The following is a 23,790-nucleotide window of genomic DNA, read 5'->3' as shown; positions in this document are numbered from 1 at the left end:
CTAGAATAAAACTTAATTAAAATTAAGTTGATGACGTGGTCGCAACGCTAAAGTCGCCTCTTCATCTGCAGAAATAGAACACTTAGTCACAAGAGTTAATACCGCTTTCGAGCTGCCACTTTTATCATGAGCCCCCTCTAGGTTAGGCTTAGAACCTAAACCACTTACAGACTCCTTATCCGAATCATAGCCTGAGCTATTAGCCAAGAAAGACTCTACGCCCAGTAAGCTCTGTTTTAGGTGAGCTGGCAGTAATGACAAACTAAACTCCGCACTAGGCCAACCGCCACGGCGTTTAATGATATCCACTCTCGTGTCCCCCACAGAGGTAACGGCTCGAAGCGGCTGATTTTGAGCCTTGTGTGCACTGTAATGCTCTCGTCTAAGTGATAGCCGCAGTGTCACTGGGTGAGAGTCATTAGCCACCTTTGACGGCAGGTATAAGATACATAAGGCTTTGCCTTTTTCTGCCGCCAGCTGTAGCCGCCTCGACTCAGTGATCGACAAATGATCTAACCAAGCTAATACTAAGGGGACGGTACCACTACCAAGAGCTTGCTCTATCGCCCACAGCTGCTCTTTTCTGTCATGACTATCGACCCAAACTAAGCGCTCAACATCGATACCTTGTAACTCAAATGCTCGAGGATAGGGAACAAAAGGCGGTGCTACCATGAGTACCAGAGGGTCGGCAAGCTCGCTGCTATCAATCATGTTAGCTTGAGTACGGTTTATTAGACGCTTTAACAACGGCAAGATAATGCTCAGCTCCCCCTGACCTGTACCATGACATAAGAATTCACAAACTCCCTGCTGTGGCCAGCCACTATCGGCTAAATGCCTATCTAGTTCAGCAAAACCACTCGGATAACCCACTTGCTTAGCTTGATGCTCTCCTTGCCACAGGCCAGCTCGCCACAAATCTTTACGCTCGAGCAGCGACTTAAGTGGATCTGCAGCTGTCGCATTTGGCTCCACAGCAACAGAGTTTGGCTGGCTCTCTAAACCACCAGCTAACTCGAACTCTCCCCCAATGCCAGCGAGCGAATCATTGGCTACTTTAGCGTAACTCATCATCTTGCCTCTTTTATCCACCTACTGAGGGTGGAGCCAAACCGATAGAAATATAGTGCTGTAAAATAAGAACTGCGAACAGGTACTTCACAACTTAACTGTATATTTATACAGTATAGATATCTTTCTTTAGATCGCAAGCGATCTAGCTCAAAGAGCTCCCTCTTAGATTGATAAACTCTTAAAATTTAGGCAAAAAAAAGCGCCCCACAATTGCGGGGCGCTTAATCGAATCTCTATCGAAGCTCAGAATACAAGCTTACTGGTTACAGCCTGATTACCAAAGCCTAGCCATATCGCTTTTGGCTATCGGTATTTTTTAACTTTCTTCAACGCTATCTGCTGCTTCAACATCGAAAGGTGATCGGTAAAAACAATACCATTAAGGTGATCCATTTCATGCTGTAACACGATCGCTAGGAACTCATCGGTGTCGATTTCAAATGCTTTACCATGGCGATCCAGTGCCGTCACCTTCACACCTTCGTGACGATTCACTTTGGCGCGATAACCAGGAATAGATAAACAGCCCTCTTCGCCTTGGTATTCACCACGAGACTCAAGGATCTCAGGGTTAATCAGTACCATTGGCTGATCGCGCTCATCTGACAGATCGATAACTAAGATAGCGTGCAAGCTACCAACCTGAGTTGCTGCTAGGCCGATACCGTCTTCGGTGTCATACATAGTCTCAATCAGATCATCGATAAAACCTTGAACAGACTCAATATCTGTTACAGGAACCGCTTTGCGTTTTAGACGCTCATCGGGGATCGTTAAAATGTCTAACACTGCCATATTATTATCACACTAAAAGTAAACTAAAAATTTTCGCGCTATTATGACCGAATCAAGCACAAAGGCAACTCTAACAGGAATTTAACCTTCATCTCTGTGCGACATATTTCCACTGACTCCCCTTGCTGCGGGCTATTTGCCAATATTTCAGCTCTATTTACTGCGCCAACCAGCTGCTATTTTGCACAATAAGCTCCACTTTTTCATAACATGTGTTAGCATAGCTCAAAATGTATAAAATATACGGATTATAATATGACTCGAGCAGGACGCACTGCGCTGCCCCCTACATTCTTCGTTGCCAATACCATGGAGATTTTTGAACGCCTTGCCTGGTATGGTTTTTTTGCCCTCTCTTCCCTCTATATGACCTCCCCACAGAATCAAGGTGGTCTAGGTTTCTCTGAGCAAGAGCGTGGGTTACTTCAGGGGATGATCCCCTTCTTTCTCTACCTATTCCCCGTATTAACAGGCGCCCTTGCCGACCGCTATGGCTATCGGAAGATGTTCCTGGTTGCTTACGCCATTATGTGTCCAAGTTATTATCTACTCGGTCAAGTTGATAGCTTTATGGGATTTTTTGTCGCCTTTATGGGGGTTGCGGTAGGTGCAGCCTGCTTTAAGCCCGTCGTAACTGGCACCGTGGCGCGTACCACAGATGAGACCAACCGCGGTTTAGGCTTTGGGATCTTCTATATGATGGTCAATATCGGCGGCTTCTTAGGCCCCTTTATCGCAGGTTATGTCAGGGCTATTAGCTGGGACTGGGTATTTATCATGTCAGCTTTTTGGATTGCGGTTAACTTCATACCCGCTTACTTCTTCTATGAAGAGCCTACAGATCAGAATCAACAAAAAGGTAAGCCTCTTAAAGCGGTATTTCAAGATATCCAAGAAGTATTAGGCAATGCCCGCTTTGCCATCTTATTCTTCGGTACCTTAATCATCTTGATGTCTTACGGCGCAAAATGGATCTCAGGAGAAACCACATTAATTATCTATGCCGTTTGGTTCAGTGCTCATATCATCTGGAACAAGCTCGCCTCTTCTAAGAAACAAGCGCCTTGGTATGCACAAAAGATCAGCCTAGGTAATAAACCCTTCGTGATCTATCTACTCATTCTGTCTGGCATGTGGATGGTCTACCAACAGATCTTTATTACCTTGCCTATCTATATACGTGACTTTGTCGATACCTCAGATCTGGTCTTGATGCTAGCAGGCTACCCTGACTTATTGCAGTTCTTTGCACCTGTCGATTTAGGCCTGTTGCAGGCAGAGTTAACCCGCTTAAGCCTAGAGGTCAGCGCCGGCACAATCGATGTGAAACAAGCTTATTTTGAATTGGTGCATACTAAGGTGATGGTACCGACTGCAGAATTAAGCCAAGCCTTTGCCGCTATTGCACAAACGCCGGCGGTTGCGGCTCAATACGCACAGACTTGGGCTAGCGAATATCGCCAAATTAACCCTGAGTACCTCATTGGCCTTAACTTCTTATCGATTGTGGTGATGCAGTTGATGATCAGCCGTTTTGTTGAGCGTTTCCAAGCCCTGCCAGTCCTCGTGGGTGGCACCATCATTCTCGCACTAGGCACCGCCATTGGCGGTATTGCCCACGGTGCTATCATGGGCGGTGCTATGGTCTTGACCTCAATTTTGGTTTTCTCTATCGGAGAGATGGTCGCCTCACCTAAGAGTCAAGAGTATGTCGCAAGCTTTGCACCACATGACAAGAAGGCCATGTTTATGGGTTACTACTTCGTCTCTTCGGCAATTGGCTTTTTGCTCGCAGGTCCGCTATCGGGTTACCTATACGCTGAGGTGGCCAAGGGTGCAGAGCGTCCAGATATGATGTGGTACATCATTGGCGGATTCGGTCTACTCACCGCGTTGGGCTTAGTGATGTTCCATAAATTTGGAACCACGCCACAAGCAGATGATGAAGCTGAAGCAACGCTTGTTCAGGCAAGCTAACCCCGTTTTAAAGCGGTAACAATAAAAATGCCCGTGTACTAAGTTACACGGGCATTGTCTTTAGATACCAAGCTAAGGCTTAGAGTCGAGAATTTAAAATTGCGAGCGCACTGCAAATACCCATTGTGTGTCTTCACTTTCAAAACGCTCAAGCTTTTCCCAATCATACTGATAACGTACAACCCAAGACCACTGCGGATTGATCTGATACCCCAGTGCTAGCCAACTTCTCGCTTCATAGCGCTCTACACCATCGATCCCCATATTGCCCTGCGCATAAAACTCACTATACCAATGTTCAGTCATCGGCTTAAGTAGTGTCATATTCACATTCGCAGCAGTGCTATCTTTATAGGATTTAACCGCCAAGTGATTTACTGCCAGCTCAGTAAAGACCTGAGTCGAAAACCAACCTTGGTGCTCTGTCATTAAACCTAGCTGATACTGATAATGGCTGGCTTTGCCCTGCGGCGTATCTGTTTTACCATGTTGAACCGATGCTCTCACATTCACCTGATCCGTTGAATACAAGTAGCCCAAATGCCATTTATCGCCGCCTAGGTTAGTATTAGCAGAAAACTTTTGATGACTCGTGGCAAAACTACCACCGAGTTTAAAAACATCACCATCGAAACCTAAATAGAGCGAATCATTTAAATTCAGTGGATCGGCAATATGCCTGAAATCATTGGCATAAGTAGGCGTAGAGATAGCTGAGAGTAATAATAGAGAGCCTACAAAAGGAGTGAACGCCTTTACTGACATTATATATACCGGTAAAAAAGCGCTATTATTACTTTAGCGTCAAGACTCAGCAAGGTTTTTTACTTTATATTACAACGCATTAACCTTGAACCGCATTTCAACCATCAAATTAACAGATGCTACTGACATATACAGGCTAGTTAATACAAACGGGTCGATGAGTTGATCTTAATGGCGTTAAAATTTACGGTAACAAAAGGAAGCAAACTGGATGCAAACCAGCAATAAACTTTCACCTATGGCGCAAATTTGGCACATAGTGTCTATGATCCCTGAAGGTAAGGTCTATTCTTACGGTAAGGTAGCTGATTTGGCAGGCCTGCCCGGTCGAGCGCGTTTGGTCTCAAAAGCATTACGCGCAGCGCCCCCCGAGATGGCGCTTCCTTGGCATAGAGTTATCAATAGTCAGGGAAAAATATCCTTTGCTGAGCATACGCAGCCATTTATAGAGCAGATGCAGAGTCTACGTGCAGAGGGAATTATAGTGAACCGTGGCAAAATTAAGTTGTCTGACTATGAGTGGCAACCCGATATCGCAACGTTAGTGCTTTCATTGCCATATTAGAAAGCGAGTAAGGAGTTATATTTGCCTAAAAATTTACCGACTCTATTCGCCGTGAGCCTGTTATTTGCAAGCGGTTCAACACTTGCAGAGACCACGGCACTAACGCCTCATACTGCCGAATATCAAGTCTATTACGGCAGCATAGAGCTCGGCCGAGCCCGCTATATTCTCGATGCCCCCCAAGGAAACTTCTTTCGGTATCGTTTCGACAGCGATGTCGGTCTGCTAATGCTGTCCGATAGACGCCATATCCGTAGTGATTTTACCTTAGAAGCTGACAATCAGCTGGCACCTATGCGCTACTCTGTCGAGCGAACCGGAACGGGCCCAAGCTTTAGAGAGCAAGCGGCCTTCGCTAAAGGGCAAAATGTGGTTCATAGTCGCTATAGAGAGGAGCGTGCTCAGTTTCCCTACGATAGCGAGCTATTTGACCCATTGATGGTGCAACTTCAGTTTAGGCTAGACATGCAGGCCGATAAAGATGAGCTGCATTACACCATGGTCAAAGAGGGCGAAGTCGATGATTATGCCTTTAAGGTTGTGGGGAAAGAACGGGTTAATATCGAGAGTGGTAGTTATCAAACCGTCAAGATTGAGGTCGTACGCGATAGCAAAAAACGCCAGACATTCTTCTGGATGGCGCCGGATTTAAGTTACCTGCCAATACGGTTAACCCATTTCGAAAAAGGCAGTAAGCAGCTAGATATTAAGCTGCTCAATTATCATTTTGAACCAGCCGCGCCAACCAAGGTACCCACCACAGAGCAAGCACAAGTGATCGATGATGCCAGTAATGAAGAAGGTTAGCGTTTAGCCTGCATCAAAGCTGTTAGGGTAAGACAAACATAAAGCTCGCTAAGGCATACTTAGCGAGCTTTTTGATTCTGCAGTAGATTAGCTGACAGATGAACTGATAAGCTCACCCTTTTTAAATAACTTCCATTCGCCAGGGGTCAACACATTCCACTGCTCATTATTAGTCAATGGACGTGTGGCGATAACCGTTACCACATCGTTCGGGGTGGTCTCTTTATCGAAATCAATCACCACATCGGTGTCGATAAGCTTAGCTTTACCAAAGGGCGCGCGGCGAGTGATATAGCAAAGATTGTTACTGCAATAACTCATGAGGTGTTCGCCATCACTTAAGATCATGTTGAACACACCTAAGGCACGAATTTCATCGGCCAGAGTTGAAATGTAGTGATACACAGCCAACCTATCATCGGGAGCCTTATCGCCGAACTTCTCTACCACTTTGTCCATGATCCAGCAGAAAGCCATCTCGCTATCGGTATCCCCAACGGCAGTAAAGCGTGTCGAAACAAACTTTTGCTCATAGTCGCTCAACTGGCCATTATGAGCGTAGGTCCAATATTGCCCCCAAAGCTCCCGAGTAAAAGGATGGGTGTTTTCTAATGACACACAGCCACGGTTAGCTTGGCGGATATGGCTCACGACCACTTCGCTCTTTATCGGATAGGACTTAATGAGCTGTGCAACATGGGACTCACTGCTAGGGCGTGCATCTTTAAAGGTACGGTTACCCTTACCTTCATAAAACGTGATCCCCCAGCCATCGACGTGAGGCCCTGTGACACCACCTCTTTGTGCTAATCCTGTAAAACTAAATACAATATCTGTCGGAACATTGGCACTCATGGCCAGCAACTCGCACATTAATCTCAATCCCGTTCAATCAACGACTTCTATATCATTATATTCTAACCACTTGGACGCTGCAGTGGAATGTTTAGCGAATGAGAAATAAATTTAAACATTTGTTTAAAAAAATCTTGTATTAAAATTAACTAAGGTTTAGATTTTATGAGACACAGGTCTGACCACACACTATAATTGTGATGTGAACCCTAAAATAAGTGCCTTTAGGTTAACTATAGGTCACACATAAAAGGAGAATTACAGTGACTACCCTACTATGGATCTTGGCGTTGATTTTTACGATAGGCGCCTTCGCTTATCTAAGAGTCGCTCTGCTTACCGCCACCTTAGGCACCGCGATTGTATTGGCAATCGGAACCGGCGCCGCTAGCCTAAGCCCATTACTATGGGTAGTTTTTCTTGCCATTGCTCTCCCCCTTAATATCAGCTCGTTCAGACAAAATGTCATCACCCGTCCATTACTGAAAATGTATCGTGGGATCATGCCTGAAATGTCTTCGACAGAAAAAGAAGCTATCGAAGCGGGTACCACATGGTGGGAAGCGGACCTATTTGCTGGCAAGCCAGATTGGAGCAAATTGCACAACTATCCCAAAGCCAGCCTAAGTGCCGAAGAGCAAGCCTTCCTCGATGGTCCAGTGGAAGAAGTTTGCCGCATGGTAAACCAACACCAAGTTTCTCATGAGCTAGCCGATCTGCCTGAAGATGTGTGGCAATACCTCAAAGATAATGGCTTCTTTGCGATGATCATCAAAAAGAAATTTGGTGGACTAGAATTTTCAGCCTACGCACAGTCACGAGTACTACAGAAGCTTGCAGGCTTGAGTAGCGAGCTGGCTTCAACCGTTGGTGTGCCTAACTCATTAGGCCCAGGCGAATTGCTACAGCATTATGGTACTCAGGCTCAGCAGGACCATTATCTACCACGCCTTGCAAAGGGGTTAGAAGTTCCCTGTTTCGCCCTCACTAGCCCAGAAGCAGGCAGTGACGCAGGTGCCATTCCCGATTACGGCATTGTCTGTAAAGGAGAGTGGGAAGGTGAAGAAGTATTGGGTATGAAGCTCACTTGGAACAAACGTTATATTACCCTTGCACCGACAGCCACAGTATTGGGTCTAGCGTTTAAACTGCGCGATCCTGACCAGCTACTTGGTAATCAAGAAGAGCTAGGGATCACCTGTGCACTTATTCCTACAGACATCGAAGGCGTTGAAACAGGCCGTCGACACTTCCCACTCAACTGCATGTTCCAAAATGGTCCAACCCGCGGAAAGGATGTGTTTGTACCACTAAGCTTCATCATTGGCGGCGCGGAGATGGCGGGCCAAGGCTGGAGAATGTTAGTTGAATGTCTATCGGTTGGTCGTGGTATCACCCTGCCTTCAAACTCGGCTGGGGGCATTAAGACTGCAGCAGTTGCAACGGGGGCCTATGCTCGCATTCGTCGCCAATTTAAGCTGCCTATCGGTAAGCTAGAGGGGATCGAGGAGCCAATGGCGCGCATAGGTGGTAACGCCTACCTAATGGATGCCGTCACCACGCTCACCACAACTGGTATCGATCTTGGCGAAAAGCCATCGGTGATCTCAGCCATAGTGAAATACCATCTGACAGACAGGATGCAAAAGTGCGTTATCGATGCAATGGACATTCACGGCGGCAAAGGGGTGTGTTTAGGCCCAAATAACTACCTAGGTCGTGGTTATCAAGCAGCACCTATTGCCATTACGGTAGAGGGTGCCAACATTCTTACTCGCTCGATGATCATCTATGGTCAAGGGGCGATTCGTTGCCACCCCTATGTATTAGCCGAGATGGAGTCGGCATTTGATCCAGATGCAACCAAGGGTCTACGTGACTTTGATGCCGCGATTTTTGGTCATATCGGCTTTACCACCAGCAATCTAGTGCGCAGCTTATGGATGGGCTTAACTTCTAGCTACTTCTCTAACGCGCCCTATTCCGATAAGACCAAGCGTTACTATCAGCAAATGAACCGCTTTAGTGCAAACTTGGCCCTATTATCTGATTTAGCAATGGCAACACTTGGCGGTAACCTGAAGCGTAAAGAGCGTATCTCTGCGCGCCTAGGCGACCTGCTCAGCCAGCTTTATTTGGCATCTGCGACACTAAAGCGTTATGAAGATGAAGGCCGCCTCACCGAAGATCTGCCGTTAGTACAGTGGGCCGTTGAAGATTCACTGTATAAGCTACAGTCTTCACTCGATGAGCTGTTAGATAACTTCCCTATGGGACTGGGTATTGCTCTTCGCGCAGTTATCTTCCCATTTGGTCGCCCACTTAAGCGCCCAAGTGATATGCTTGACCACAAGGTCGCCAAAATCATGCAAACGCCATGCGCAAGCCGTGAGCGCTTAGGTCAAGGCCAATTTTGGACACCAAGTGAACATAATGCCGTGGGTATTCAAGAGCAAACCTTTAAGGATATCTTGGCATCAGAGCCTATCTACGACAAAGTCTGCAAGGCTGCAGGTAAACGCCTCCCCTTTATGTGGCTAGATAAAGTCGCAGCGGAAGGTAAAGCCTTAGGGGTACTAAGCGAAGAAGAGGTCGCGCTACTCGAACGCGCCGAGATCGGCCGTATGAAGTCTATCAACGTCGATGATTTTGACCCTGAAGAGTTAAAGGCACGCACGCTCGAATACACAAAAGAGGTGCAAGCGGCGTAATCGCTAGCTGACTGACATAAACGCTAGATAGGAGGCCTAAGCTGATAACTTAGGCCTCTTTTTTTAATTGAAAAACCTGCGAACAGACGCCATATACTCGCGCTCAACACCAATACTCATTCGTACAATTCACTGCCAATTTTATTATTTGCTGTCAGCTGTTGCTCATGACTTGCAGTTAAATAGTAACGCTCAAGGTGCAAAATCTTAGTAACCTTCGACGGCGATAAACTGTTCTATGGAAGAACACCTGCTTGTACCAGCCAGAGCTGAAGAAAATTAATCGCTCTTCTACTGCTATCGCCTCTAGCGCTTGCTTATCGATACAAAGATGACGAATACCCCGGATAACTTCATCACCTTCATCTTATTTATAAGTTTTAGGTCGCTGATTTTTCTATCTAAGCTAATGTTTTAATACTTGTTTTGATTTTATCGACTCGGCTTGTGCTTTACCTTGATGCACAGTGCAGACAAAAAAAATCATCATAGCGAGAAACAATATACCTAAGTCCCATAGAGTGATATGAGATCATCTCCCCCAACAACACTTATCCTTGCTGATATCTAGCAAAACATACAAAGCTCACAGATAAACCTATCTATCGTTTGCTTATTTACGGGTTTTTGCTGAGTACATTTGCTAGAATCCCCCATTATTTTTGGCAGCAATCCAGACATAGAGGCTTGCTGCCACGCTCTGTTATCAATAACGGTTTATTCGCTAATGGTTTCGCAATGTTAAGTTTGCGCCCCGTTTATTCTCAGGCAGAGCATTTTGGTATTACTATTTAAAGGCAGGCTATGACCGTTCTTCTAATGACCCCACCTATGACCCAGCTGAATACGCCCTACCCGGCGACAGCGTATTTAACGGGTTTTTTACGCTCTCAAGGTTATGAGGCGGTTCAGCGAGATCCTGCTATTGAGCTTTTCCTAGAGATGATGACAGCCCCAGCGCTGGAGATCATTCGTCAACATGTAGAACAAAACTTCGAACACTTTGAAGATGATGAACTGCCTGATGTTATCTTTAACTTTCTTGCAGAGTTTGACCGTTACCACCTAGCCGTAGAACCTGCTATTCGCTTTTTGCAGGGCAAAGATCCAAGCCTAGCACTGCGTATTAACTCCCGCCGCTTTTTACCTGAAGGCCCAGCATTTGATGCGATTGCCCAGATGGAAGCAGTATCTGGCGATGTACTGCAAGCAGCCTTTGGTAACCTAGGGGTGCAAGATAAGGCCAAATACCTAGCGACCCTGTTCATCAACGATCTGTCGAGTGTCATTACTCAGGGGGTCGATCCCTACTTTGAAGTGAGTCGTTATGGCGAACAATTAGCGGCGGCCAACCCGAGCTTTGACAACCTCTACGACACCTTGATGGATGAACCCAGTTTCAGCTCTGAGATCTTAGAACAGCTAGTCGAACAGTACCTGGAAGAGACACAACCGAGTGTGGTTGCGCTAACCGTGCCCTTCCCGGGCAATATGTTAGGCGCCCTGCGTATTGCGCAAACCTGTAAAGCAATAAACCCTGAACTCCCTATCGTAATGGGCGGCGGATTTATTAACACCGAGCTACGTGCGCTTAAAGACCCTAGAGTGTTTGAGTTTGTCGATTTTATCTGTCTCGATGATGGCGAGCGCCCTTTTATCACCTTGCTGGAATACTTCGAAGGTAAACGTGGGGTCGATGAGCTAGTACGCACCTATTTCCTCGCCCAAAACGACAGTGACAGTAACAGTGAAGATGGTGAGATCTACGTCCATTTCAATGAAAATACAGCGCTGCAGGATATTCCACAAACCGATGTTGGAGCCCCAGTATATGACGGCCTGCCATTGGGAGAATACCTGTCGTTATGTGAAATGCTCAACCCGATGCACCGCATCTGGAGTGATGGACGCTGGAACAAACTGACCATAGCCCATGGCTGTTATTGGCGTAAGTGCAGTTTTTGCGATGTGAGTCTGGATTATATTGGCCGTTTTGACGCCGCAAGCGCTGATGCGCTAGTGGATAGAATCGAGCAACTCATCGAAGAAACTGGCGAGACTGGCTTCCACTTTGTCGATGAAGCGCTGCCGCCAAAGCTTCTGTTTGCGCTTGCCAAACGACTCATTGAACGCAACGTGGTGATCAGTTGGTGGGGCAATATTCGTTTCGAGAGAACCTTTAGCCAAGCGCGCTGCCAATTACTAGCGGATTCAGGTTGTATCGCTGTTAGCGGTGGCCTTGAAGTGGCATCGGATCGTCTATTAAAACTGATGAAGAAAGGCGTCAGTGTTGAGCGAGTCGCTCAAGTAACCAAGGCATTTAGTGATGCAGGAATATTGGTTCACGCCTATTTGATGTATGGTTTCCCAACCCAGACAGAGCAAGAAACTGTCGATTCGCTGGAGATGGTGCGTCAGATGATGCAGCAAGGTTGTTTCCAGTCAGCCTACTGGCACCGTTTTGTAGCCACGGTTCACAGCCCTGTTGGCATGAACCCTGAAAAATTTGGTATCACGCTTACCGAGCGCCCTGAGATCTTATTCGCTGAAAACGATGTGGAGTTCACCGACCCAACCGATACTGATCATGAGATGCTTGGCGAGGGGCTACGAAAGGCAATCTACAACTATATGCATGGCATCGGCTTTGACCAGCCAATGAGCTTCTGGTTTAACCAGAAAGTTGCCCCCACGCAGATGAAAAAAGACCTGATCTCAAGAGCGATTAACAACCTCATCGACAGCAATGAAGAGTAGTTAGTGGTTAGGAGCCTTCAGCAGTTAAGAGCCTTCAGCAATGCGGAGCCCTAAGCTGTAAATCGCCTGCTTAGTAGCAATAACGTTAGCCTATCAACAAGGCCACTTTCCTATTAAAAAGAAAGTGGTCTTAAACCCTATAGAGTCAAACTCGCTGCATAGATAGCGTTGTATACCCCATTTCACTCTCGAAAACAGCAATCACCCAAAATAATCCAACTCGCTTTTGGACAGAAATGCGTTAGCGCTAAAGCTCTTGAAATGACTATCGGCATTAGCGAAAGTATTGCAACCCGATATGCTGGAACGCCTTCACTTGTTATGACTTCCCTCCAGCGTTAGGATGCTGAACATTGTTAATATCAACCAAGTCCCAACTTTCGCCTTTGTTACGGTAAAGTCGTTTATTTAAATTAGGATAATCTGCTACATCATGAGCTAGACGCTCACCAACTACAATGCAGCGTAACATTTCACTACCTGTATTTAAAATAGTATGAGCTAAACCGTTTGCTCGGTAACCAAGGAAGTCTCCTTCTGATATTTCGAACTCTTCAGAACCAATTTTTGCAGTGGCGTTACCGCTTAATACGTAAACACATTCATCTTCAAATTTATGGGAGTGAAACTCTGTTGATTCTTTATTGGGTGGAACTTCAATGATGTGGAAGCCAAAACCTTTAAGGCCAGTTAAATCACCAAGAGATTTGTTCAGCCGAACAGCATTGCCATTGAGATAATGTGTTTTACTTAAGCCTTCCATTTCTGCAATTTCAGACTTCTTAACAATGTATCTATCCATGTGATCTCTCATTGTCATAAGGCACTATTAAGGTATGAGCAACGCCCCCCTACCTAAACCATTGTGCCGTACATACCAAAGCCAATTCAAAGCAAAAATGCCAAGCGTAGCGAATCTACTTGAATGATTTGCACTTTTCGGTTGCCTCTTATCTAAAATCTACACCATTAAGGGCCACTGCAAGAAATAGTAGAAGAGCACCTAAACTAATTGGTAGGAGTGCAATAAGCCACAATGCGACATTACCCAACTTTACCAAAAACGTTTTTGTACTTTGTGATCTAGTTGCTTTTCGAAACTGATAAGCAGCAATCAATGAGCCAATGCACCACAATATGATTAGCGCTATGATTTGAAAATCGCTTCCTCTAGAAAACGTATGTTCTACAGCGATAAACAGCATTACATGCATCAACAAAGTAGCGATTAAAATTGCTTTGATTCTATTCATATTCCCCGAAAACCTATACACAAAAATATCGAATCAAATTCGCTGTCAGAGAAAGGCAAAATCTCAGTTGATACGTGTCGTAAATCAAGCACTTGCCATTCACTCATGACATCCTCCTTATGTCATATAACGCCCTAAGCAGGTCAAATAGTTTGCTTGGCTACAATTGAAACGTAGTGACAAAGCCAAGCAGTATTTGTCTTGTTGATTTATCTTGTTAGTTGTTTTTACGACTGATGACATTGACAATTAGCGTTTTATTGTTGAGCAGTAATTCAACAGATTCGGCCGATTGTAAACTATTTTTTTCTTCCGAAGACTTTTGCGTTAATTGACCATCAGCCAAATATGTAATTTTATTAACTGCTTGAGGTGTTAACTTATTTTCATTGAAATAATTTACAAGAAGATCACTCATTGAATCCAGTTTTAGCTCTTTTATAGAACTTTCACTGTATTTCGTAACTCCGTTTATTAATTCCTTTGCATTTAAATTTATACAGATTCCTATTAAAAATATCGATAAAATTAATTTTTTCATTTCGAGCTCCTTTCGTGTTTATTGTAAATCGAATTATTAAGTAAACCTTTAACACATAACGCCCCATTCAGGGGCTTTTAATTGTTGGCTAAAATAACGAACGCAGTGAGGAAGGCCAACTGTTAAAAGTCCCGCACCGTAATGGCTTGTTAGGAAATACCCTACGCAAAAGCCTCAATTTGTTTGATTAATGACTCTACAGTTAAATCAATGCCAGTAATATTTTGACCACTGAAATTTACGCCAATCAATCGATTATTCTCTATTAACATAGGAGATAAAACGTCCTTAAAGAATTGCCAAGAAATTACTCTCGGCGAGTACTCGCCTAATAATTCAGGGTTAAGCTTTTTAAGTCTGATAATTCTTGATTTAGAAGACCAAAGAGGAAAAGACACTTTATCACCATCGACATCAAATTCTAAAACATCACCATCGACATCAAATTCTAAAACATCACCATCATCAGTTTCGGCGAACCACAGCCTTTGACTTTCTGAAACTTCTTCATAGAATTTATTTGCTTGCGAGCTTCCACTACTCATTTGGTATTCCTAACAGCTTATTAGTACGTATGCGCGTTTACCTCATTAAACCAGAGAAAACGCGCATTGTTAACAGATTGTATTACAACGAAGTTAACACCTTTACTTTAAATACACCACCCAGAGTGTCAGAAGCATTTGCACCATGAGCTTGGGGATTTAGATTTTTGCCATGCAACTAAACAACTACATTTGCCCACAGTATTAACACCATTAGAAATCTCATCGATATTAAATCAACTTGATGGCCGCGATAGGCTAATCATAGAGTTACTCTATGCTAGCGGATTGAGAGTTTCAGAATGTCTTCGGTTATGCGTCGAAGACATTGATATTGAGAGAACTACACTGACCGTTATAGACGGTAAAGGACGTAAAGATAGGCAAACCATCCTCAGCCATAAATGCGCCGAAAAGCTCATAGTATATATTGATAAAGCTATTAAGATTCAACAGCATAACAACCAACTAGGGATAGGCCCTTCACTGCCAAGAGCTGTAGAACGTACATACCAAAGCCAATTCAAAGCAAAAATGCCAAGCGTAGCAAATCTACTTGAATGATTTGCACTTTTCGGTTGCCTCTTATCTAAAATCTACACCATTAAGGGCCACTGCAAGAAATAGTAGAAGAGCACCTAAACTAATTGGTAGGAGTGCAATAAGCCACAATGCGACATTACCCAACTTTACCAAAAACGTTTTTGTACTTTGTGATCTAGTTGCTTTTCGAAACTGATAAGCAGCAATCAATGAGCCAATGCACCACAGTATGATTAGCGCTATGATTTGAAAATCGCTTCCTCTAGAAAACGTATGTTCTACAGCGATAAACAGCATTGCATGCATCAACAGAGTAGCGATTAAAATTGCTTTGATTCTATTCATATTCCCCGAAAAACCTAACGCCCCAAAAAGTGGCTAATAATGCTTGGCTAAACTATGGTAGCGAAGCGGGAACTGAGCCAAGTTTTGGCAGTCCCGCACTTAATTAACTTATTATGTGAGCTCTCGATTGAAGCGCCGAACTTTTGTGCGCATATTTTTCATAGGGGATGACGTATTAAACTGAATCATGCGCCCCAAAGTCCATTGTTCATACCACTCGACACCATACAACTCATGGTCACTTAAGCTTGAAATAAGTAGAAGTATCTCGTTAACCGTAGACTCAAGTTCAATGAGTAAATCATCGTATTTCCAGTCACGATACTCTTCGTGGAAGCTTTCGGCGAGTGAGCCTAATTGGTTCCATTTATAGCCAGTTTCCGGGAAATCTACATGTTGATTTTGAGATCTTAGGTGATGCCACTTAAGAACGAGTTTCCCCCAACCAATCAAGTAAGCCACTGTATCACTTACACTAATGACTGTACCTTTTACATTCCCTTCTACGCCAGGTTTACAAGCTTTACACTCTGGAATTAAACGGTAATCAGCCATCAATTTTGGGAAAATTGAGTTTATTGCTAACTCCAATTCATCCTTATTTCTTGGTACAGAAGACATTTTGACCTCCATTCACATAACGCCGTTTTAAGCGGTTATAAATAGCTTGCTAAAATGTGAAACGAAGTAGAACCAAGCAGCTGTTACGAGTCCGACTTTAAAGCCTTGTTATGCGTATTTTCCTATGATGTCAAAAAGGTCATTGACGGTGTGTGCTGTATAGTCCGGCTTACACTCCCAAGACTCTGGTGCCGAGCGACTGTAAGCTGCAGACACTGCAATTACCTGAGCTTCACCACCAAGGGCAGTTTGTAGATTACGTGCAAATTTCACGTCTGCTTCATGGTCTCCGATATACATTAAACACTTGCTGTTCGTATGACCGAAAATTGAATCAATACACTTAATACCACCAAGTGCATCAGGCTTTTGATTGCCATTAGAAACATCGTCATACCCTACAATAGCCTTAAATGGTGCGGCTACCGCATTACTCTCCAATAAACGGCGAATATTGTTTTGCGAGTTCTGCGAGCAAATACCGTGAGGAAGATAAGAAAACTTAGTGACTACGTCTTTGATCCCTTCAAACAGCATTACTTCAGTTGTATTCTGCTCTTGATGTTCCGCCCACATCCCCCCAGCAATCAGCATTTCCTCATGTGTTAACCCATAGTAGTCAACGTAAAGCTCCTGCCAGTTTTTAGCACTATGGTTTGCTTCATGGTACGACTCTTCATCGCGTAAATACTTAGGCAAAAACTCTCCAGTTAAATGTGGTGCAACAATGGATAAGATAGCTTTTGTAATATCAATATTCTTGGGAACTGAGTTTACAAGAGTTCCATCATAGTCCCACAACACCGCATCTAGTTTCATTTTTTACCTATATATTGAAACACTAAATCTGAACGTACAATTTAATCCAAAATGACGAATACGCATACCCCCTAAACACCAGAACCAACGCATAATAAAATGCCACGTGTTGCGAATCCCTCTTAACGCCGTTAGCAACGGCCGAAATGTAGCCGCGAAGCCGCCGGACGATGTTGCTTAGCTTTGTTAAAAGTGGCCATACTAGTACACCTTGCTCAATTTTCCGTTTTCAAACATGAAAGTAACTTTGTTGACCCTAATTTGATTGCCTTCTTCTACGATAAAGGCATCGGGGTACGACTGCCTAATAAAGTGCAATATATCTTTTTGTGAGTACTCTTGGCCACCTTTGACCACTAGCTCACCTAAGAACTTATGAGCATCGCCGAGGTCTTCAAGGCTCACTTGCTGATATGTGTAAGTGACTCCTGAATCTATTGCAGCGTAGAACCAGAATAGATTGCTCGCTAGCAATAGTGAGAGGGTTACAAAAAATGATATTTTCCATTTATTCATTTAGTGCTCGATTACTTTTAAACAGTTTCTTGAACGAAGTCGCTGTGCGGCAAAAGCGGTAACAAGCCTCTTTCCTTCCTCATCCTGAATACTATCTAGAGGCAGCGAGCCTTGGTCGCAAATCTAGGAGTATCCTCATGAACACATTCAAACAACAACGCTTTGATTCTCTTTATGAACAACATCTTACCAACTTACCACTGCAAGGCAAACGACCCGCCATCATCAATGCAGGTAACCGAGCTGTTAGACGTATTGCTGCCTATTTTGACTGTTGCCGCGACAACCTCACAAGCGATGATTTGAAGCGCTACGTCACTCAACTGATAGCGTCACACTCATGGGGCAAGGTTAAGCTTGAGCGTAATGGTTTACAGTTTTTCTACCGACATGTGCTAAACCAAAACTGGGAGTGGCTCAACATCGTGACGCCTCCACAAATGAAGCAACTGCCCAATATACTGTGAAAAATCAATAACCTGCCATTATTAATCCGAACATAAAGCTCAGCTCTAGGATGCTAATAAAAATTGAGTTTAAAACGAACAGAGTGGCCGATGAGCCAAAGAGTGACAACAGAGTGCGCGAATAAAGAATAAATAACAAAAGAGAGGTTAAAATCCGGTGAGGCTGTATCAGAGAGGTTGAGGGACAGTACTATTTATGAGGAGCACTGTCGAAAGGTGTACTTTCAATAAAGCGTATTGCCGATAAAGAGAGCAAAAACCATAGTTCTTGCCCTCTTTCTCATTTTACTGCACCAATGAATAGAAGATTGCAGAGATTGAGACTAATCCGATAATCACCACAAAAACATTGCTTATGGTGCCTGAGTATTGCTTCATCGAAGGCACTTTCAGGATGGCGTACATCGGCATGATAAACAGCAAAAGTGCGATGATTGGACCGCCAAGACTCTCAATCATTCCCAAAATATTCGGATTGATTGTGGCTACCGCCCAAGTAGTTAGCAGCATAAACACTGTGGTAATGCGGTTAAGAATGACAGGGTTAACCTCTTTGCCCTTGCCACGTGCAGCCTTAATGATTAAACCATTAAAACCTTCACTAGCACCGATATAATGACCAAAGAATGACTTAGTGATGGCGATTATCGCAACAATTGGCGCCACATAGGCGATGATAGGCGTATCAAAATGGTTGGCCAGATAGGTTAATATCGACACATTTTGCGCTTTCGCCTCCGCTAAATTGGCAGGAGAAAGGCTGAACACACAACTGAACACGAAAAACATCACAGTGACAACCATCAAAATATGGCTAAAAGCTAAGATCCGTGAACACTGCTTCTCGGCTTTTGCACCGTGAAGTTTCCTACGGTCTACTGCAAAAGAGGAAATAACCGGAGAGTGGTTAAACGAAAAAACCATCACCGGCAGTATTAACCACAATGCCATTAAGATGGTGCTGACACCACCTTCAGCTGGTATCACATTGCTAAATATTGACGTGTTCCAGTAAGGGATTAGGTAAAATGACAGCAGCAAAAGGACGGCAACGAATGGGAAAACCAGCAAACTCATCGCCTTGATAATTAACTGTTCTCCTAACCGAACCACTGCAATCAAGCCAATAATCAAGATCAGAGCCAATGTTGCACGGTTAGGCGGAGTAATACTTAGCTGATGTTGCATAAAACTTTCGACAGTATTGGTTAGTGCAACACTGTAAACCAGCAAAATTGGGTAGATAGCGAAGAAATAAAGTAAGGTGATCACCTTGCCCATACCTACGCCAAAATGCTCCTCTACCACTTCGGTGATCCCACCCTCAGGATTTGAACCCGAAAGCACAAAGCGTGTTAATCCACGGTGAGCGAAGAAAGTCATTGGCAGTGCTAGCAGTGCCATGGTGATGAGGGGGATTAAGCCACCTTGGGCTGCATTAATCGGCAGAAAAAGTGTACCAGCCCCAACGGCTGTACCATAGAGCCCTAATACCCACAGAGTATCACTCTTGCTCCAGCTTGATTTTACCTTCAGTTGTGCCGAGGTGTTTTCAGTTTTGTTAATTACAGAGTCCATTATGGACATCTCCTTAGACGGTTCTTATATGACCTTTTAAGGGTTCTGTTTTCATACCTAAGTCACACCACGCAGCCGCCGAAAATATCAACCTCAACTACACAAACGACATAAGATAGGGAGTTTACCCACAAAGAGTGAATGAAAAACTAGCAGAACCTAATAAAGGCCGCGCAGTATAGGGGAGAGATCTGGCGATAAATGTGATTTCGGACAAACTTATTTAGGTTTTACAAATAAACGAACCTGTTCGTTGGTTTTTCGACCATCCAAGGGCTGTGTAATGGCTAGGAGCACAACTCGTGGCGCAATGATGCTGGGAAGGCGAAATAAGGACTTTTGAATTTCAACCAGACTTAATAAACTAAGGAGGCCTGTCAACTGTGGGAGTAACAGGGATTCGAAGTTTCCCTGCCTAAATCAAAGGAGCAACTCTCCTACTAAGGTACACTTGAGCTCACCGCCATATTTCCCCTGCTACTTGGCAAACATGCCTCACGATTCTTGGGACGAATGTAGCAGTGCAATGCTTGTCTTCAACGCATCATTTAGTGCTTATATTTAGTGCTTATATTTAGTGCTTATATTTAGTGCTTATATTTAGTGCTTATATTTAGTGCTTAGTTAGCTAAGCGCCAGCATCCGCGACCGCTTGTTTTTGCTTGATACAGAGCAATGTCAGCTTTTTCTATCATCGAGTCTAGCGTGCAATCAGGCGATGACAGAGAAATACCAACACTGACCGAGACGCGTATGCTTTTTCCGTCTGAGGCTTTAAGATAAGTCTTGGACATCACTTCTTGCAATCGCTCTGCAACAATCCCTATCCCCTCCTCAGTAATACCGTTAAGGACTATCACAAATTCGTCCCCGCCGATCCGTCCCAGCAAATCACTCTCTCGTAACACTAGGCTCATCGATTTGGCGGAAGCTTGAAGTAAAAGATCGCCAAAGACGTGACCATAGGTATCATTTACTCCCTTAAAATAGTCAATATCAATCACCATAATAGCCATTTGTAACGCACTTCGATGAACCTGTTTTAACTGCGCTTGTGCGAGGTCGAGTAAGAATCGACGAGATAACACTCCCGTTAATTGGTCAGTGCGTGCTTGTTCGAAAAACTTATTCTTAAGAGATACAACCTCTGAGATGTCGGTAAAGATGTTAATTAAACCAGAAACTTTGTTATTGACTTTAAAGGGTGCCCTAGCAACCCAAAAATGAACTTTTTCGCCATGGGCTCCGGTGGCACTCTCTTCGCTTATCATCTTTTCTCCAGTTCGCAACACTTGGGAGTCGAGCCGGATGGTCTCATCTGAAATATATGAAAGTGTTATCTCTTTATCGCTTTTACCGACAATGTCGTCAGCGTTTATCCCCAGCAATGAAGCAGCATTGGAATTGATATATTGATACCTTCCTTGTGCGTCCTTCATATATACGCAGGAAGGGATATTTTCTAGCACAAGGCTAAGGAGTTCTTCTTTCTCTTCCATTTCCTTTCTCATCTGAACATTTTCAGTAATGTCAGAGGAGATCCCACATAAGGCCGTAATATCACCATTTTCATCATATATTGGTAATTTTACAGACCAGTAGGTGCGCTCTTCTTCAGAGCCTTCAATGACTGATTTTTCTTCACTTTCAATACGTTTACCAGTCTGTAAGACAATTAAATCATTTTGGCGTAACTCATCGCAGGCCTTAAGATCGAAGAACTTTTCATCAGTTTCTCCAATAACCTCTTCTGCTGGGTAACCAAAAACTTGGCATGTCTGATGATTTGCATAGGTATATCGCCCATCAGTATCATTCGTGTATACACAGGCTCCAATATGATCCAAAATAAAATTAAGACGTTTATTTTCATCTTTTAAACGTTCATTTTCTGCTATTAGCTTTTCGATTTCGGATTTTTCTTTAATCATTGTACCTACATTTGAATTCAACTATGTAGCTCGATGCCAACATTATTCAAAACAATTTGGCAACCATTGTAATCAACTGGAAACTATAATGTTATGCTCTATATCAATTGTAGATACGGTTTAGCTCATAGCAAGCTAATGCACTTTTACGGCCACTAAAACTCCATGTTGATTTAACATAACCTCCATCCATGGAGGTCAAATATCGCTACTTTGCTAGCAACCTCACGAGTCAATTAGCGCTTCGGCTACCGTATCACTGCTGTCACCCAATTTAATTGCATCGGCCGGAATTAAACTGATCAGCTCAACACCTACAGGTAACTCACTCTCCATTTGCCCCCTAATCACCCTCACCTTACCCTCTTGCAGGTAAATAAGCGGAATCGCTGCTTGAGAATACTGTTCCATAAACATGCCGTAATTGAAGCTTTCTGTCAGACGGGTGCTCTTTATCGTGGCACCTTTGGCCATTAAACTGGCGAGCTTTGAGTATGAGATCGCGTCACCAAATAGACACAAGCGCTTCATATAGGACTCAGAAAGTTGGTGGCGTGCGCTGGACGTATCGCCATTATTAAGGCCATAGACCTTTTCTTCACCAAAAACATCTTGAAAATAGAAGTTCACTAAGGGATTAAGTTGACGGTACGGAGACATCACTAGGACTCGGCCAATTCCCGCCATATCCATATGGTTTTCAGCATGTTCGGATGCTGGGTTACCAAAATACACGGGGATATTATCCATACGAGCGAGACGAATATTGTCCCAGTTATTGTCTGCCAGCAGCACTGTCACACCTTTGCTTTGCAGTGTTTTTGCCAGTGCGCGTGAAAACTTCGAGGCCCCGAAAATTAGCAGACCTTGGGAGGAGTCTGCGGTAACGCCGAGCACCTTAGCCCAACTGCCTGCTGTTAGGCTCTGGATCACCACGGTACCGATAATAATCAAAAATACCAAAGGCACGATAAGCTCGGCGCCTTTAATACCAAGCGCTTCAAGTTTTATGGCAAATAAGGATGACACAGCTGCGGCGACGATACCTCGGGGTGCGACCCAGCTTAAAAACCATTTATCGCCATTAGATAATGAGGTTCCGACACCACAGCACCAGATACTTAATGGCCTTGCGATCAGCATAACCACGGCTAACAGTGCTAAGCCTTCCCAGCCTAGACTTAACAAGGCGTCGGCATTGAGGCGCGCTGCCAGCAAGATGAACAGTGCAGAGATCAGCAGCACAGTAAGGGTTTCTTTAAATTCGAGAATATCGGCAATGTCGACGCCCTTCATATTCGCCAGCCAAATGCCCATCACGGTCACAGAGAGCAAACCCGCCTCTTCCTGTAATAGATTTGAGCCAACAAACACGGCTAGCATTATGGTCAGTACAGCGGTGTTACGAAGATAATGGGGCAGTAGGTTGTTGCGCAGAACGAGGCCTACTAAGTAGCCACTTATCACACCAAAACCTAGACCTACAGCCAGCATGGCACTCAGAGCATGCAAAACATGGGTAGTAGGATCCGCAGCCACCGCGATATACTCAAATACTAATACCGCAAGTAGCGCACCAATAGGGTCGATAACAATGCCCTCCCAGCGCAAAATACTGGCAAGCTCAGTTTTAGGCCTGACACTTCGAAGCATGGGCACGATTACCGTTGGCCCCGTCACAACCACCAGCGCACCAAATAGCAACGCCATAGACCATTCAAAGTCGAGTAGATAAAAGGTACCTACAGCAATACAGGCCCAGGTAATCACAGTGCCTAATGTCACCAATCGAGTTACCATGACACCATGCTCTTTAATCTCTTTGAAGTTAAGGGTTAACGCTCCTTCAAATAGAATAACCGCGACACCGAGTGAAATAATCGGAAACAGCAGATCACCAAAAATCACATCGGGCTTAAGGAAGCCAAGCCCTGGTCCGAGCAATAGACCACACAGGAGTAATGGTAAAATTGCAGGAAGTCGAAGTTTCCAGCCTATCCACTGACAAAACAATGATAAAACACCTAGCAAAGCAAGCATCGCAGTGATCTGCTCAAGCATACCTTTAATCCTTATCTAATCATTTCAATCGAAATCTTGGTTTGTTAAAAGAGACGGTCAAGTGTAAAAACTATAGCTAAACCTGAGTAAAATACGATAAGGCTAGGAAAAGTAAATCAATATTATCGTTAAATAATCCATATGGATAAGAATGCAGCAAGCAGCTAAGGAACTAACATAGGTGCTAGGTGCTAGGTGCTAGGTGCTAGGTGCTAGGTGCTAGGTGCTAGGTGCTAGGTGCTAGGTGCTAGGTGCTAGGTG

The 23,790-nt window shown here is 44.2% G+C and carries 21 protein-coding genes and 1 pseudogene; 7 read left to right on the top strand and 15 right to left on the bottom strand.

All coding sequences use genetic code 11. From position 1 onward, the window contains the following. Positions 1-12 precede the first annotated feature (12 nt). Entirely contained in the window at positions 13-1,077 is a 1,065-nt protein-coding gene (gene imuA / locus K5Q92_RS07580; protein ID WP_220768406.1) for a translesion DNA synthesis-associated protein ImuA, read from the bottom strand. A gap of 303 nt (positions 1,078-1,380) precedes the next feature. Then, positions 1,381-1,872 (bottom strand): peptide deformylase, encoded by a 492-nt coding sequence (gene def / locus K5Q92_RS07575; RefSeq protein WP_220768405.1) that lies wholly within the window; start codon positions 1,870-1,872, stop codon positions 1,381-1,383. Positions 1,873-2,127: 255 nt separating this feature from the next. Between def and K5Q92_RS07570 the strand changes: the two genes are divergently transcribed. Next, a complete protein-coding gene (locus K5Q92_RS07570) occupies positions 2,128-3,849 on the top strand; it encodes an MFS transporter (RefSeq protein ID WP_220768404.1) in 1,722 nt (573 codons plus the stop codon). A gap of 93 nt (positions 3,850-3,942) precedes the next feature. On the opposite strand, the gene K5Q92_RS07565 is transcribed toward K5Q92_RS07570, so the two are convergent. Next, positions 3,943-4,614, bottom strand: a complete 672-nt coding sequence (locus K5Q92_RS07565; protein WP_220768403.1) for a hypothetical protein — start codon at positions 4,612-4,614, stop codon at positions 3,943-3,945. Positions 4,615-4,825: 211 nt separating this feature from the next. Between K5Q92_RS07565 and K5Q92_RS07560 the strand changes: the two genes are divergently transcribed. Together K5Q92_RS07560 and K5Q92_RS07555 are read left to right on the top strand one after the other, a co-directional pair. Further along, positions 4,826-5,179 (top strand): MGMT family protein, encoded by a 354-nt coding sequence (locus K5Q92_RS07560; protein WP_220768402.1) that lies wholly within the window; start codon positions 4,826-4,828, stop codon positions 5,177-5,179. 21 nt (positions 5,180-5,200) lie between these two features. Beyond that, positions 5,201-5,986 carry a DUF3108 domain-containing protein gene (locus K5Q92_RS07555; protein WP_220768401.1) on the top strand — a complete coding sequence of 262 codons (786 nt, stop codon included), beginning with the start codon at positions 5,201-5,203 and terminating at the stop codon, positions 5,984-5,986. An 87-nt stretch (positions 5,987-6,073) separates the two neighbouring features. On the opposite strand, the gene K5Q92_RS07550 is transcribed toward K5Q92_RS07555, so the two are convergent. Beyond that, positions 6,074-6,859, bottom strand: coding sequence for a class II glutamine amidotransferase (locus K5Q92_RS07550; protein WP_220768400.1), 786 nt, complete (start codon positions 6,857-6,859; stop codon positions 6,074-6,076). Positions 6,860-7,104: 245 nt separating this feature from the next. On the opposite strand from K5Q92_RS07550, the gene fadE reads away from it, so the two are divergent. Together fadE and K5Q92_RS07540 are read left to right on the top strand one after the other, a co-directional pair. After that, positions 7,105-9,552, top strand: a complete 2,448-nt coding sequence (gene fadE, locus K5Q92_RS07545; protein WP_220768399.1) for an acyl-CoA dehydrogenase FadE — start codon at positions 7,105-7,107, stop codon at positions 9,550-9,552. Between the two features lie 804 nt (positions 9,553-10,356). After that, the gene (locus tag K5Q92_RS07540; protein WP_220768398.1) at positions 10,357-12,309 is read left to right on the top strand and encodes a radical SAM protein; all 1,953 of its coding nucleotides are present in this window, start codon (positions 10,357-10,359) and stop codon (positions 12,307-12,309) included. 319 nt (positions 12,310-12,628) lie between these two features. Here K5Q92_RS07540 and K5Q92_RS07535 read toward each other — a convergent pair whose 3' ends face one another. The 4 genes from K5Q92_RS07535 to K5Q92_RS07520 all read right to left on the bottom strand — a co-directional run bounded on the left by K5Q92_RS07535 (position 12,629) and on the right by K5Q92_RS07520 (position 14,648). Further along, positions 12,629-13,111, bottom strand: coding sequence for a cupin domain-containing protein (locus K5Q92_RS07535; RefSeq protein ID WP_220768397.1), 483 nt, complete (start codon positions 13,109-13,111; stop codon positions 12,629-12,631). A 148-nt stretch (positions 13,112-13,259) separates the two neighbouring features. Beyond that, positions 13,260-13,562: a hypothetical protein gene (locus K5Q92_RS07530; protein ID WP_220768396.1), complete on the bottom strand. Its 303-nt coding sequence runs from the start codon at positions 13,560-13,562 to the stop codon at positions 13,260-13,262. 217 nt (positions 13,563-13,779) lie between these two features. After that, positions 13,780-14,103, bottom strand: a complete 324-nt coding sequence (locus K5Q92_RS07525) for a hypothetical protein (protein WP_220768395.1) — start codon at positions 14,101-14,103, stop codon at positions 13,780-13,782. 161 nt (positions 14,104-14,264) lie between these two features. After that, a complete protein-coding gene (locus tag K5Q92_RS07520; RefSeq protein ID WP_220768394.1) occupies positions 14,265-14,648 on the bottom strand; it encodes a DUF2750 domain-containing protein in 384 nt (127 codons plus the stop codon). 129 nt (positions 14,649-14,777) lie between these two features. On the opposite strand from K5Q92_RS07520, the pseudogene K5Q92_RS07515 reads away from it, so the two are divergent. Beyond that, a pseudogene (locus K5Q92_RS07515) lies at positions 14,778-15,176 on the top strand (tyrosine-type recombinase/integrase); the annotation flags it as partial. A gap of 57 nt (positions 15,177-15,233) precedes the next feature. Here the strand turns inward: K5Q92_RS07515 and K5Q92_RS07510 are convergent. The 4 genes from K5Q92_RS07510 to K5Q92_RS07495 form a co-directional block, all read right to left on the bottom strand. Next, positions 15,234-15,536, bottom strand: a complete 303-nt coding sequence (locus tag K5Q92_RS07510; protein WP_220768393.1) for a hypothetical protein — start codon at positions 15,534-15,536, stop codon at positions 15,234-15,236. 111 nt (positions 15,537-15,647) lie between these two features. Next, positions 15,648-16,157, bottom strand: a complete 510-nt coding sequence (locus K5Q92_RS07505; protein WP_220768392.1) for a ClbS/DfsB family four-helix bundle protein — start codon at positions 16,155-16,157, stop codon at positions 15,648-15,650. Positions 16,158-16,265: 108 nt separating this feature from the next. Continuing rightward, positions 16,266-16,976, bottom strand: a complete 711-nt coding sequence (locus K5Q92_RS07500) for an HAD family hydrolase (protein WP_220768391.1) — start codon at positions 16,974-16,976, stop codon at positions 16,266-16,268. Positions 16,977-17,177: 201 nt separating this feature from the next. Beyond that, positions 17,178-17,492 (bottom strand): Imm58 family immunity protein, encoded by a 315-nt coding sequence (locus tag K5Q92_RS07495; protein ID WP_220768390.1) that lies wholly within the window; start codon positions 17,490-17,492, stop codon positions 17,178-17,180. 137 nt (positions 17,493-17,629) lie between these two features. On the opposite strand from K5Q92_RS07495, the gene K5Q92_RS07490 reads away from it, so the two are divergent. Then, positions 17,630-17,959 (top strand): phage integrase N-terminal SAM-like domain-containing protein, encoded by a 330-nt coding sequence (locus K5Q92_RS07490; protein ID WP_220768389.1) that lies wholly within the window; start codon positions 17,630-17,632, stop codon positions 17,957-17,959. A 285-nt stretch (positions 17,960-18,244) separates the two neighbouring features. Here the strand turns inward: K5Q92_RS07490 and K5Q92_RS07485 are convergent, their stop codons facing one another. The 3 genes from K5Q92_RS07485 to K5Q92_RS07475 form a co-directional block, all read right to left on the bottom strand. Continuing rightward, positions 18,245-19,537, bottom strand: coding sequence for a serine/threonine transporter (locus K5Q92_RS07485; RefSeq protein WP_220768388.1), 1,293 nt, complete (start codon positions 19,535-19,537; stop codon positions 18,245-18,247). Positions 19,538-20,157: 620 nt separating this feature from the next. Then, positions 20,158-21,468 (bottom strand): GGDEF domain-containing protein, encoded by a 1,311-nt coding sequence (locus tag K5Q92_RS07480; RefSeq protein ID WP_220768387.1) that lies wholly within the window; start codon positions 21,466-21,468, stop codon positions 20,158-20,160. Between the two features lie 225 nt (positions 21,469-21,693). Then, positions 21,694-23,529: a sodium:proton antiporter gene (locus K5Q92_RS07475; protein WP_220768386.1), complete on the bottom strand. Its 1,836-nt coding sequence runs from the start codon at positions 23,527-23,529 to the stop codon at positions 21,694-21,696. Positions 23,530-23,790 lie beyond the last annotated feature (261 nt).

The organism is Shewanella sp. MBTL60-007 (assembly GCF_019654915.1).
GTDB lineage: Bacteria > Pseudomonadota > Gammaproteobacteria > Enterobacterales > Shewanellaceae > Shewanella.
Note: the sequence above shows the minus strand (reverse complement) of the source record. Positions and strands in the feature narration are given on the sequence as shown.